9 protein-coding genes are annotated in these 12,644 nt (G+C 62.7%); 5 read left to right on the top strand and 4 right to left on the bottom strand.

What is annotated here, in order from left to right; all coding sequences use genetic code 11:
- The first annotated feature begins 9 nt into the window (after positions 1-9).
- The 4 genes from murA (at position 10) to hisC (ending at position 4,483) form a co-directional block, all read left to right on the top strand.
- Positions 10-1,275 carry a UDP-N-acetylglucosamine 1-carboxyvinyltransferase gene (gene murA, locus BVH06_RS07185; RefSeq protein ID WP_075929204.1) on the top strand — a complete coding sequence of 422 codons (1,266 nt, stop codon included), beginning with the start codon at positions 10-12 and terminating at the stop codon, positions 1,273-1,275.
- Between the two features lie 4 nt (positions 1,276-1,279).
- On the top strand, positions 1,280-1,915 hold the full coding sequence (gene hisG, locus BVH06_RS07180; protein WP_075929203.1) for an ATP phosphoribosyltransferase: 636 nt from the start codon (positions 1,280-1,282) through the stop codon (positions 1,913-1,915).
- A gap of 130 nt (positions 1,916-2,045) precedes the next feature.
- Positions 2,046-3,356 carry a histidinol dehydrogenase gene (gene hisD / locus BVH06_RS07175; RefSeq protein ID WP_075929202.1) on the top strand — a complete coding sequence of 437 codons (1,311 nt, stop codon included), beginning with the start codon at positions 2,046-2,048 and terminating at the stop codon, positions 3,354-3,356.
- Positions 3,357-3,430: 74 nt separating this feature from the next.
- A complete protein-coding gene (gene hisC / locus BVH06_RS07170; RefSeq protein ID WP_075933633.1) occupies positions 3,431-4,483 on the top strand; it encodes a histidinol-phosphate transaminase in 1,053 nt (350 codons plus the stop codon).
- Between the two features lie 77 nt (positions 4,484-4,560).
- Here hisC and BVH06_RS07165 read toward each other — a convergent pair whose 3' ends face one another.
- The 3 genes from BVH06_RS07165 to algW form a co-directional block, all read right to left on the bottom strand.
- A complete protein-coding gene (locus BVH06_RS07165) occupies positions 4,561-5,286 on the bottom strand; it encodes a DUF4198 domain-containing protein (protein ID WP_075933632.1) in 726 nt (241 codons plus the stop codon).
- A 14-nt stretch (positions 5,287-5,300) separates the two neighbouring features.
- The gene (locus tag BVH06_RS07160; protein WP_139315594.1) at positions 5,301-7,400 is read right to left on the bottom strand and encodes a TonB-dependent siderophore receptor; all 2,100 of its coding nucleotides are present in this window, start codon (positions 7,398-7,400) and stop codon (positions 5,301-5,303) included.
- 96 nt (positions 7,401-7,496) lie between these two features.
- On the bottom strand, positions 7,497-8,642 hold the full coding sequence (gene algW / locus BVH06_RS07155; RefSeq protein ID WP_075929199.1) for a Do family serine endopeptidase AlgW: 1,146 nt from the start codon (positions 8,640-8,642) through the stop codon (positions 7,497-7,499).
- Between the two features lie 108 nt (positions 8,643-8,750).
- On the opposite strand from algW, the gene BVH06_RS07150 reads away from it, so the two are divergent.
- Positions 8,751-9,509 carry a Nif3-like dinuclear metal center hexameric protein gene (locus tag BVH06_RS07150; RefSeq protein WP_075929198.1) on the top strand — a complete coding sequence of 253 codons (759 nt, stop codon included), beginning with the start codon at positions 8,751-8,753 and terminating at the stop codon, positions 9,507-9,509.
- Between the two features lie 59 nt (positions 9,510-9,568).
- Here BVH06_RS07150 and BVH06_RS07145 read toward each other — a convergent pair whose 3' ends face one another.
- A complete protein-coding gene (locus BVH06_RS07145; RefSeq protein ID WP_083651901.1) occupies positions 9,569-12,439 on the bottom strand; it encodes an autotransporter outer membrane beta-barrel domain-containing protein in 2,871 nt (956 codons plus the stop codon).
- Positions 12,440-12,644 lie beyond the last annotated feature (205 nt).

Here is a 12,644-nt window from a genome sequence, read left to right as displayed (position 1 = left end):
GAATTAGCTATGGATAAATTGAGCATTACGGGCGGCGTGCGTCTCGACGGCGAAATCCGCATTTCCGGTGCGAAGAACTCCGCACTGCCGATCCTGGCCGCGACCCTGCTGGGCGACGCGCCGGTGACCATCTGCAACCTGCCGCACCTGCACGACATCACCACGATGATCGAGCTGTTCGGTCGCATGGGTATCGAGCCGATCATCGACGAGAAGCTCAGCGTCGAAGTCGATGCGCGCACCATGAAGACGCTGGTCGCGCCTTACGAGCTGGTGAAAACCATGCGCGCCTCGATCCTGGTGCTCGGCCCCATGGTCGCCCGTTTCGGTGAGGCCGAGGTGGCGCTGCCAGGTGGTTGCGCCATTGGTTCGCGTCCGGTCGACCTGCACATCCGTGGCCTCGAAGCGATGGGCGCGATCATCGATGTCGAAGGCGGTTACATCAAGGCCAAGGCGCCCGAGGGCGGCCTGCGCGGTGCGCACTTCTTCTTCGACATGGTCAGTGTGACCGGCACCGAAAACATCCTGATGGCCGCCACCCTGGCCAAGGGCCGCACCGTTCTGGAAAACGCCGCGCGTGAACCGGAGGTGGTGGATCTGGCCAACTGCCTGATCGCCATGGGCGCGAAGATTCAGGGCGCCGGTACCGACACCATCACCATCGATGGCGTCGAGCGCCTGCACGGCGCACGTTTCAACGTGATGCCCGATCGTATCGAAACCGGCACCTACCTGGTCGCCGCGGCGGCCACCGGTGGCCGCGTGAAGGTCAAGGACGCCGACCCGAGCACGCTGGAAGCCGTACTGGCCAAGCTGCAGGAGGCGGGCGCCGAGATCACTACCGGTTCCGACTGGATCGAGCTGGACATGAAGGGCAAGCGTCCGAAGGCCGTGAGCCTGCGTACCGCGCCGTACCCGGCATTCCCGACCGACATGCAGGCGCAGTTCATCGCCCTCAATGCCATCGCCGAAGGCACTGGCACGGTGATCGAGACGATTTTCGAAAATCGCTTCATGCACGTATACGAAATGAGCCGCATGGGCGCGCAGATTCAGGTCGAGGGCAACACCGCCATCGTCACCGGCGCGCCGCAGCTCAAGGGTGCTCCGGTCATGGCCACCGACCTGCGCGCTTCGGCGAGCCTGGTCATCGCCGCGCTGGTCGCCCAGGGCGACACCGTGATCGATCGCATCTACCACATCGACCGTGGTTACGAATGCATCGAGGAAAAACTGCAATTGCTGGGGGCGAAGATTCGCCGCGTGCCGGGCTGACCACATGCTGACCATTGCCCTGTCCAAAGGCCGTATTCTCGACGACACCCTGCCGCTGCTCGCGGCGGCAGGCATCGTGCCGACCGAGAATCCGGACAAGAGCCGCAAGCTGATCATCCCGACCACCCAGGACGATGTGCGCCTGCTGATCGTGCGTGCCACCGATGTGCCGACCTACGTCGAGCATGGTGCTGCCGACCTCGGCGTAGCCGGCAAGGACGTGCTGCTCGAATACGGTGGCCAGGGGCTCTACGAGCCACTGGACCTGCGTATCGCGCGCTGCAAGCTGATGACCGCCGGTGCGGTGGGGGCGCCCGAGCCGAAAGGCCGGCTGCGCGTGGCCACCAAGTTCGTCAACGTCGCCAAGCGCTACTATGCCGAACAGGGCCGCCAGGTCGACATCATCAAGCTGTACGGCTCCATGGAGCTGGGGCCTCTGGTGGGTCTGGCCGACAAGATCATCGACGTGGTCGACACCGGTAACACGCTCAAGGCCAACGGCCTGGAAGCTCAGGAACTGATCGCCCACATCAGCTCGCGCCTGATCGTCAACAAAGCGTCCATGAAGATGCAGCACGGCCGCGTCCAGGCTCTGATCGACACGCTGCGTGAAGCGGTCGAGAGCCATCATCCGCATTGACCCTCTCTCGCGTGGCCTAGCAGCCACGCACGTCCTATCCGTGTCATTGCCAAATTCTCAGGTGCCCGCACGGTGGGCTTGCTACTCTAGCGGCGCCTGAGAATACCGCCATCCAGATGAGGCTTCAGCTATGACCGCTCCAGTTGCCATTCGCCGACTCAACGCTGCCGACGCGGATTTCGCCCAGCATCTGGATCATCTGCTGAGCTGGGAAAGCGTCTCCGACGACGGCGTCAATGGGCGCGTGCTGGATATCATCAAGGCGGTGCGCGAGCGCGGTGATGCCGCGCTGGTCGAATTCACCCAGCGTTTCGATGCCCTTGAAGTAGCCTCCATGGCCGACCTGATTCTACCGCGCGAGCGCCTGGAACTGGCGCTCACCCGCATTACCGCCGAGCAGCGCCAGGCGCTGGAAACCGCCGCCGCCCGGGTGCGCAGCTACCACGAAAAGCAGAAACAGGATTCCTGGACCTACACCGAGGCCGACGGCACGGTGCTGGGCCAGAAGGTCACGCCGCTCGATCGTGCCGGCCTGTACGTGCCTGGCGGCAAAGCCTCGTACCCATCCTCGGTGTTGATGAATGCCATTCCCGCCAAGGTCGCTGGCGTGCCCGAGGTGGTCATGGTGGTGCCAACGCCGCGTGGCGAGATCAACGAGATCGTACTGGCCGCCGCTGCCATTGCCGGCGTCGACCGGGTGTTCACCATCGGTGGCGCCCAGGCCGTCGCCGCGCTGGCCTACGGTACCGAGAGCGTACCGCCGGTGGACAAGATCGTCGGGCCGGGCAACATCTACGTGGCCACCGCCAAGCGCCACGTGTTCGGCAAGGTCGGCATCGACATGATCGCCGGGCCATCGGAAATTCTTGTCGTCTGCGATGGCCAGACCGACCCGGACTGGATCGCCATGGATCTGTTCTCCCAGGCCGAACACGACGAAGACGCGCAGTCGATCCTGGTCAGCCCGGACGCCGCGTTTCTCGACAAGGTAGCAGAGAGCATCGCCAAACTGCTGCCGAGCCTGGAGCGCGAGGCCATTGCCCGGACCTCCATCGAAGGCCGCGGCGCGCTGATTCTGGTCGAAGACATGGCCCAGGCCATCGAAGTGGCCAACCGTATTGCGCCCGAGCACCTTGAACTCTCGGTTGAAAACCCTGAGCAGTACCTGCCGCAGATCCGCCATGCCGGCGCGATCTTCATGGGCCGTTATACCGCCGAAGCGCTGGGCGATTACTGCGCGGGGCCGAACCATGTGTTGCCTACATCCGGCACTGCGCGCTTCTCGTCGCCACTGGGGGTCTACGACTTCCAGAAGCGCTCGTCGATCATCCACTGTTCGGCCGACGGTGCTTCCGAGTTGGGCAAGGTGGCTTCAGTGCTCGCTCGCGGCGAGTCGCTGACCGCCCATGCTCGTAGCGCCGAATACCGCATCAAGAACTGATCGCTGATCGTAGGGTGGACGACGTTCTTGTCGTCCATCACGTCGTCTGAACAATTTCGAGGAGAGAAGGGCAGATGAGCAAATTCTGGAGCCCCTTCGTCAAGAGCCTGGTGCCTTATGTGCCGGGTGAGCAGCCGAAGCTGACCAAGCTGGTCAAGCTCAACACCAACGAGAACCCCTACGGCCCGTCGCCGAAAGCCATCGCCGCCATGCAGGCCGAGCTGAACGACGACTTGCGCCTGTACCCCGATCCCAACGGCGATCGCCTCAAGCAGGCGGTGGCGGCCTACTACGGCGTGCCGAGCAGCCAGGTGTTCGTCGGCAATGGCTCCGACGAAGTACTGGCCCATGCCTTCCATGGCCTGTTCCAGCACGGCAAGCCGCTGCTGTTTCCCGATATCAGCTACAGCTTTTATCCGGTTTACTGCGGGTTGTACGGCATCCAGGCCGAGCCGATCGCCCTGGACGAGCAGTTCCAGATCCGCGTCGAGGATTATGCGCGGCCCAACGGCGGCATCATTTTCCCCAACCCCAATGCGCCAACCGGTTGCCTGTTGGCGCTGGAGGCGGTGGAGCGCCTGCTGCAGGCCAACCCGGACAGCGTGGTGCTGGTGGACGAGGCCTATATCGATTTCGGCGGCGAGTCGGCGATCAGTCTGGTGAGCAAATACCCTAACCTGCTGGTCACCCAGACGTTGTCCAAGTCGCGCTCGCTGGCCGGTCTGCGCGTCGGCCTGGCGGTGGGGCACGAGGATCTGATCGAGGCGTTGGAGCGGATCAAGAACAGCTTCAACTCCTACCCGCTGGACCGCATCGCTATCGCCGGTGCTGCTGCTGCGTTCGAGGATCGCGCCTACTTCGAGCAAACCTGCGCGGCAGTGATCGACAGCCGCGAAAAGGTCGTCGCCGGCCTGCAGGCTCTGGGCTTCGAGGTGCTGCCGTCAGCCGCCAACTTCATCTTCGCCCGTCATCCGCAGCGTGACGCCGCCGGCATTGCCGCCTCGCTGCGTGAACAGGGCGTGATCGTGCGCCACTTCAAGCAAGAACGCATCGCCCAGTTCCTGCGCATCAGCATCGGCTCGCCCGAGCAGAACCAGGCGCTGCTCGACGCACTCGTGTCGCTCTGAGCGTCAGCCGTCCATGAAAAAGCCAGGGCATAGGCCCTGGCTTTTTAGTATCCGCGAAGTCGGTGACGCGACGCGGCTCAGTGCTGATGGCCCTGGCCGATAAAGGTCAGCGAAGTGAAATAGCCACGGCTATCGATGTCCGCATCACCTTTCACCGCCTGGGTGGCCTCGGCGGCGATCACGTTCAGGCCTTCGTTGCGTACCGTCACCTGCGCTTCGCCCTTGGCGTCGGTGGTGGCGCTGATGGTATCCGGCGCGCTGCGGTAGTCACCGATCAGCTTCACGTCGGCGGCCGGTTTGCCGTCGATCAGCACGCGTACGGGAAGCGGCTTGCCGACGCCGACCTCCAGAGGATCGGCCAGGGGCACGATCACCATGCGCAGCCCTTTGAGGTCTGGCAGGTGGGCATGTGCCTGGAGGATCGACAGGCTGTATTTGTAGGTGTGCAAGGCTTCCACGGCGGCGGGTACCTGACTGCGGCCCTGGTTGATCCACTTGCCTTCGGCAGTCTTCGACCAGGCGCCGTTATCCAGGGCCACGGCAAGCGAGGCTGGTGCATTCAGGGGCTTGAGGCGTGCGTGGTCGGCGAGGCGCTCGATGGTCACCGGAATGCTCTTGCCGGCAGCGTCGAAGGCCCATGCCCGGCTGATTTTCTCGGCTTTGAAGGCGTCGTCTTCGGCGCCGTGGCCATAGACTGCTTCGATGTTGCCGCGGCGCTGCTCGGTCCACAGACCATGGGCGCTGGCGTGCTCGGCGAAGGCCAGGAGGGCGAGTAGAGCGGCGGTTTTGTGTGAGATGCGCATGATGCTTCCTTCGATCAGAGGTTGAGAGACAGGCTGAGGCTGACGTTGCGAGGTTCGCCCGGCACGACCCAGGCGCTGTTGAACGAGCGTTCGTAGTACTTGCGGTCGAACAGGTTGTTGAGGTTCAGGCCCAGGGTCACGTCTTCGCTGGCCTTGTAATGGGCGAGCAGGTCGACCGTGCTGTAGGACGGCAGGGTAAAGTCGCTGCCCGCCTGGCCAGAGCGTTCGCCGACATAGTTGAAGGCGGCGCCGATGTCGGACCCGCGCAGGGTGCCGTTCTGGAACTCGTACACGCTCAGCAGGCTGCCGCTGTGGCGAGCGATGCCCAGCAGGTCACTGCCCTTGGGCAGCGCTGCATCGCCCTCGGTGACTTCGGCATCGATGTAGGCGTAGGCGCCGATGACCCGCACCGCGTCGCTCAATTGGCCGCTGAGCTGCATGTCCAGGCCTTGGCTGCGCGCCTTGCCGGCCGCGACGCTGTCGCCCACGGCGTCGGTGGTGATGACGTTTTCCTTGTCGATCTGGAACAGCGCGATGGTGCCGCCAAGGCGCCCGTCGAGCAGGTCGAGCTTCACGCCGGTCTCGTAGCCCAGGCCTTTCTCTGGTTTGTACACCTGGCCACGAGTACCAAGGGTGTTGGGTTTGAACGAGGTCGAGGCATTGGCGAACACGCCCACCGCTGGCGTGAGCTGATAGAGCAGGCCGAGGCGTGGTGTGGCAACGTCCTTTTCCTGGGTGTTGCTGATGCGCGTCGCTCGGTTGAGCGAGGTTTGCTCGATATGCTCCAAACGTACGCCGATCAGGCCGCGCAGACGGTCAGTGAAGGCAATCTGATCCTGCAGGTTGAGGGCGTAGCTTTCGGTGCGTTCGTGGAAGTCGTTGGCGCGGGTCAGTACCGGTTTGGGCTGGCCGTACACCGGGTTGTAGATATCCAGGCCATAGCTCAGCAGCGTCGCACTCTGCGGGTACTTCTGGCTGTTGCGGTAGTTCTCGTACTCGAGACCGATCAGCGTCTGGTGCTGCCAGCCAGCGAATTTGAAATCACCATGCAGTTCGGCCTGGGTGATGTTGTCGTTCCATTCGAAATCGCGCTGGCGATAGAAGCGGCTGATAGTCGTGCCGACCAGTGCCTGGGGTTCCGAGCTGTTGCCCTGCAAGGTGCCCTGTGTGTAGTGGTTGGCCAGTCGCAGTTTCCAGGTGTCGCTCAGGTAATGCTCGAGGGCGAGGTCGAGGGTCTGGTTGTCATTGCGAACACCACCGTCATTGGGCTCGCCCATGAAGGTCGAACGCTTCACCGAACCAAGCTGGCCATTGACGGCAGGAATGCCCCGGTCGAATACCGACTCGGTTCGCGAAAACTCGGCGTCCAGCAGCAGGTGGGTGTCGGGGGACAGCTGCCAGCTCAGCGAGGGGCTGACGATGCGCCGCTCGCCGTCGACGTGATCGCGAAAGCTGCCGTTGTCTTCGATTGCCATGTTGACTCGCGACAGCAGGCTGCCGTCTTCGCTTAGCGGCGTGTTCACATCCAGGCTGCTGCGGTAGCGATCCCAGCTGCCGGCGCTGAACGACAGCGTGCTGAAGGCCTCTTCCTGCGGGCGCTTGCTGACGATATTCACCAGGCCGCCGGGGTCGCCGCGGCCATAAAGACTGGCCGCCGGCCCCTTCAGCACTTCGATGCGCTCGATGTTGGAGGTATCCGGCGAGCTGTAGCTGCCACGGTTGATGGCGAAGCCATTCTTGTACAGCTCGCCGGTGGTGAAACCGCGCACGCTGTAGTTGAGGAAGGTCAGGCCGCCGAAGTTGTTCTGCCGCGATACGCCGCCGGCAAAGTCCAGGGCTCGGTCGATGCGTGTGGAGTTGAGATCCTCGAGCACCTGGGCAGGCACTACCTGGATGCTCTGCGGCGTGTCGCGAATGTCGGTATCGGTACGGGTGGCCGTTGCCGAGCGCGTGGCGCGGTAGCCCATTACCGGGCCATCGGCCGACTCCTGGCGATGCTCGGCGCTGATCACGCTCTCATCGAGTTGCAGGATACCGGTGCTTTCGGCGTACGAGGAGACACTCAGCAAGCCGAGCGGCAAGCTGCTGAACAGCGCGAGGGAGCGACGCAAGATGCAGATCCTTGGCAAATTATAAAACGTAATAACATTACATTTTAATGCCTGCCAACTGCAACATCTGTGTCTAGACGATGCAGCCTTGGCTGTGGATCAGTTGCTGGTGGCGACAGGCGGGCGGATGCCGATCTCGGCCTTGAGCTCCATCGGCTTGCCATTGCGCATCACTTCGATGCGAATGGTCTCGCCGGGCTTGGCGCGGGCGACCTGGTTCATCGAGCGGCGCGCATCGCCCGCCGGTTCGCCGTCGATCTTGAGAATCAGGTCGTTGGGTTGCAGGCCGGCCTTCTGCGCCGGGCCGTTGCGGTAGATGCCGGCGACGATGATGCCCTGGCGGCCTTCCAAACCGAATGACTCGGCCAGCTCCGGGGTCAGCGGTTGTACTTCGAGGCCCAGCCAGCCGCGGATCACCTTGCCGTGCTCGATGATCGCTTGCATCACCTCCATCGCCAGCTTCACCGGAATCGCGAAGCCGATACCCTGGGAACCGCCGGATTTGGAGAAGATCGCCGTGTTGATGCCGACCAGGTTGCCGTAGGCGTCGACCAGCGCGCCGCCGGAGTTGCCCGGGTTGATCGCCGCGTCGGTCTGGATGAAGTCTTCGTAGGTGTTGAGGCCCAGCTGGTTGCGCCCGGTGGCGCTGATGATGCCCATGGTCACCGTCTGGCCGACGCCGAACGGGTTGCCGATGGCCAGGGTGACGTCGCCGATGCGGATATTGTCCGAGCGCCCGAGGGTCATGGCCGGCAGGTCCTTGAGGTCGATCTTCAGTACCGCCAGGTCGGTCTCCGGGTCGCTGCCGATCACCCGGGCCAGGGTTTCGCGGCCATCCTTGAGGGCCACCACGATCTGGTCGGCATTGGCGGTCACGTGGTTGTTGGTCAGCAGGTAACCTTCCGGGCTCATGATCACTGCTGAGCCGAGGCTGGACTCCATGCGCCGCTGGCCGGGCAGGTTGTCGCCATAGAACTTGCGGAACTGCGGATCATCGAGCAACGGGTGGTTGGACTTGCCCACGTACTTGGTGGTGTACAGGTTGGCCACCGCCGGCGAGGCGACGCTGACGGCCGTGGCGTAGGAGGCCGGGCCCTCCTGGGAGCGGGCGTAGATCGGCGCCTGGCGCAACTGCACGTCGTGCATGGGCAGGCCGACCAGTTGCGGGTACTGCTGCATGATCAGCAGCGATACCAGAACGCCAACCAAGAGTGGCCAGCCGAAAAAACGCAGGGCCTTGAACATCGATCAATCCTGAGGGTTGCGAGGCCCCTATCGGGCCCTTAAGGTGCGCCATTATAGAGAACCGCGCCAAGAAAGCAGCGGTTCGCCACCGTTCGTGAGGAAAACTGTATGGCCATCGCCCTGACCACGCTCGTAGAGGACGCCGAACGCTACCTGGGCGCTGCGCGCATCAGCGATTACTGCCCCAACGGCCTGCAGGTCGAAGGACGGCCCCAGGTTCAGCGCATCGTCAGCGGTGTGACCGCCAGCCTGGCGATGATCGAAGCCGCCGTCGAGGCGCGCGCCGATGTACTGCTGGTGCACCACGGCTATTTCTGGAAAGGCGAGAACCCTTGCGTCACCGGCATGAAGCAGCGTCGTCTGAAAACCTTGCTGGCCAACGACATCAGCCTGCTGGCTTATCACCTGCCGCTGGACGTGCACCCCGAGGTCGGCAACAACGTTCAGCTGGCGCGCCAGCTCGATATCACCGTCGAAGGCCCGCTGGAACCGGATAACCCGCGTACCGTCGGGCTGGTCGGCTCCCTGGCGCAACCGTTGAGTGCCCGCGACTTCGCACGGCGTGTCCACGAGGTGCTGGGCCGCGAACCACTGCTGGTGGAGGAGGATAGAATGGTCAGCCGTATCGGCTGGTGCACGGGCGGCGGCCAGGGCTACATCGACCAGGCCATCGCCGCAGGCGTCGACCTGTATCTCACCGGGGAAGCATCCGAGCAGACCTACCACAGCGCCCGCGAAAACCGCGTCAGCTTCATTGCCGCCGGCCACCACGCCACCGAGCGCTACGGTGTGCAGGCCCTGGGCGAATACCTGAGTCGGCGCTTCGCCCTCGAGCATCTGTTCATCGATTGCCCGAATCCGATTTGAGAAGGGAGTAGGAGGAGAGGTGGCGTCCAGGTTTTGCCCTGAACGCCACGTGGTCACAATCAGAAGTCGTAACGGACTTTCGCGCGGAGCGTATCGGCATCGAAGCCCGAGCGGCCCACATGCTCGTAGCCTGCTCCGAGGCTCAGGGCGCCGATACGGTAGTTGACGCCAAGGCTGGCCTCGTAGCTATCGCGTGCCGGCTTGGCACCATGAGTCACGAAAGACGAGCCACCGAGCACGAAGCTCGACGTGCTGCTGGATTGATCGGCTGCGAAGTCGTGGTAGGCCATCAGCTTCAGCTCCGGCTCCAGCGCTCCCTGGCCCAGCGCGATGGCACTGGCCAGGCGTGCACCTGCACCGAGCTCGATTGCTTCATAGCGTTGGCTGCTCACCGCCAGTGCTGCCGAAGAGCCTTTTTCACGGTAGCTGTCGATGTCCAGACGGCTGTAGCGCGTGGCTACACGGGGCTCGAGGGTAACGCCGCCGGCATGCAGGCCGTAGCCCGCTTCCAGATTCAGCGCCAGGGAGCGGCTGTCGAATTCGCCCTTGGCACGGGTACCGGCGATGTCTCGCTTGCTGGTGTTGTCGTTGAAGCCGTAGCTCAGGCTGGTATCGACGAAGATCGGCCCTTGCTCGAAGCCCGAGTACAGGGTCAGTACCTGGCTGTCGATCTCGCTCTTGTTGCCGGTGCGACCGCTGACCTTGGTGTCCAGGTTGCTGTAGGCAACACCCAGCGTCCACTGCTCATTCAGTTTGCCATCGAGGCCCAGGCTGAGGCCGCGGCTGTCTGCATCGTAACCGGCGATACCACTGCGACGGCCCTGACGCAGGTCGCTGTCGTGACCTTGTACCCAAAAGCCCGCTTCGCTGAATGCCGAGCCGGACGATGCTCCGCGCAGGGAAGAGGTTCGAGAACCAACGGCGCCGCTGACCATTCTTTGTACTGAATTGGCAGCAGCACGTACGGCGCCATCAACGTGAGGCGCAAGCTGTTCGCTGAGGGCGGCAAGCTGCGCTTCGTCGGCATTGGCGAACGCCTGGAATACGGGGTCATCGTTGTCCAGTTGGCCCAAAGCACTGCTGTAGAAGGGCGCGAACGCAGCCCTGGCATTGGCACTGGCGCCCGCAGTACCGACGACCGCTCCGGCCTGCTCGTCGGACTTGGTGGTGACCGTTGCCCTTACCTCTGTGTCGGTGATCGCGATCGAGTCGATATTCAACAAGGCCGAGCTGCTGACCACCAGCTTATCGGTACCTTCGTACTCTACAGAACCCGCCTCGATCACCTTGTACTCCCGGCCCGTGGCGCGGAAGTCTTCGGATGTCGGGCGCAGGGCGATGCTGCTGCTTGGCGAGAAATAGGCATCCGTGCGTACCTTCACGATTGCCGTCTGGGGATCTGTAGCCTGGCTCAGGTTGAGTTGCAGCACGGTGCCACGGTTCATTTCCAGGTGGCCATCAATGGTCACGTGCGGTTGCGTTAGGGTGAGACTTGCTGCGCGGCCCAGTGGACTGTCCTCTGCATTGAACAGGTCGATGCCACCCCCACCAGAGTTGCCGTAGCCAAAACCGCTGATGTGAGTGCCATCGAACACAGCATCACCAATCACGTCGATGTAAGTACTGCCGTGGATGTTGCCCTTCAACGTGCCGCCGGCCCATATCAGCCGTGCTTCGGTGCTTGCAGGGTCGGCATAGAGAGCATACTCGCCCCCCTCAATCGTTCCTGCGTTTTGATGAATCAAGCTGAACGGCACGTGGGCGGGAAGGTTTTCACTGGGCTGCAGATTTTTGAGATAGATACCGTAACGGCCGCCCTGTATCGTTCCACTGTTGAAGATATCCCCAGCAATATGTCCGCCATCGACATGGATCGCTGCAGAGTCGGTGCCGCGCGCGATAATCGTGCCGCTATTGTTCAGTGCTCCGCCGACGGTCGCATTGGAAATCTCGATAGCACGGGCCGTCGCTCCAGGCTCGGCCACGGCGCTCACATCAATGCTGCCACTGTTGACGAGATCACCATTGACGCGTGCCAGATCGCCGTTACTGCCATAAGTGATCAGTTCGATGCCTGTGGCTTCGTAGCCGCTGACGGTGATGTTGCCGCTGTTGAGCAGCCGGCCGCGAACGAGACTATCCCCGACGCTTATACCGTTGGCTTCGCTGAGGTTGCTGGCGTCGCCGGGTGCAGTAATACCGGTGGCGCGCAGGGTGCCAGCGTTGATCAGTTCGCCCACGTCGTTCAGGAAGCTGACGGATATGGCGCGGATCTCATCGCCCGTGACTTCGATAACGCCGCTGCTGGTGTTCTCCAGAACTCCGGTTACCTGGGAGTAACCCATCATGATGCCCCTGGCGATGTCGCTGCTGGTCAGCGCGATGCGGCCACTGTTGCTCAGTCCGCCCAGGTTGGCATTGTTCAAATTGAGGCCCATGGGCATGGCATTGCCGGCCCCATTGCCGTTGACCCCCTCGAAGGTACTGTCTTCAACGGAAATAGTCCCTTCATTTTGCAGGGTGCCGCTGATATTGGTGTTGTACACTCTGATGCCAATCGCGTCACTGCCGCCAGTGCTGAGGCGACCTTTGTTAATCAAGTCGCCGTCGATGCGCACTCTGTCGTTCAGGTAAGTGTTCAGGCTGCCCAGGGTCAGTGGCCTGGCGTAGCGGCCTTGCGCATTCTCGGCGCCCGTGGTCTTGATGGTGGCGTCGACAATCAGATCGCCCAACACCTGGGTACCTGGCTTCAGGGTCAGTGCATCGGCTGCAGTGGTCAGCGCACCGCTGATGTTCAGACCATCTGTGATGATGATGTTTTCCCAGGTTTTGGGGCCGTCATCGATCTGATAGGTTTCTGCCTGGGCCGAGAGGCTGGCAGCTGTAATGGCGAGAGTGAGCAGGGACAGTGAAAGGGGGCGTTGTTGCATGGGCTCTCCTTGAGCGCGGTAACCGGTTCCGATAACGCCGGCGGGCGCGCTAGAGCGCTCAGTGCCGCTGGCTTGGCAAGCCTAAAGCCGGTGGAGCCCCCTGTGTAGTGTTCAACAATCTCAGGAAACAAAATCCGAGGTTTTTCTTCCGAAACTGCTGGCGGTTCGACACTGTCGTGCGGACGTGGTCTGGTCTGTCGTCGCC

It is taken from the genome of Pseudomonas sp. PA27(2017) (assembly GCF_001945445.1).
Classification (GTDB): domain Bacteria; phylum Pseudomonadota; class Gammaproteobacteria; order Pseudomonadales; family Pseudomonadaceae; genus Aquipseudomonas.
This window is presented reverse-complemented; position numbering and strand designations above follow the sequence as displayed.

Coding starts and splice junctions, on each gene's coding strand:
- murA (WP_075929204.1), top strand. CDS start 10: ATGGATAAATTGAGCATTACGGGCGGCGTGCGTCTCGACGGCGAAATC.
- hisG (WP_075929203.1), top strand. CDS start 1,280: ATGCTGACCATTGCCCTGTCCAAAGGCCGTATTCTCGACGACACCCTG.
- hisD (WP_075929202.1), top strand. CDS start 2,046: ATGACCGCTCCAGTTGCCATTCGCCGACTCAACGCTGCCGACGCGGAT.
- hisC (WP_075933633.1), top strand. CDS start 3,431: ATGAGCAAATTCTGGAGCCCCTTCGTCAAGAGCCTGGTGCCTTATGTG.
- BVH06_RS07165 (WP_075933632.1), bottom strand. CDS start 5,286: ATGCGCATCTCACACAAAACCGCCGCTCTACTCGCCCTCCTGGCCTTC.
- algW (WP_075929199.1), bottom strand. CDS start 8,642: ATGTTCAAGGCCCTGCGTTTTTTCGGCTGGCCACTCTTGGTTGGCGTT.
- BVH06_RS07150 (WP_075929198.1), top strand. CDS start 8,751: ATGGCCATCGCCCTGACCACGCTCGTAGAGGACGCCGAACGCTACCTG.
- BVH06_RS07145 (WP_083651901.1), bottom strand. CDS start 12,439: ATGCAACAACGCCCCCTTTCACTGTCCCTGCTCACTCTCGCCATTACA.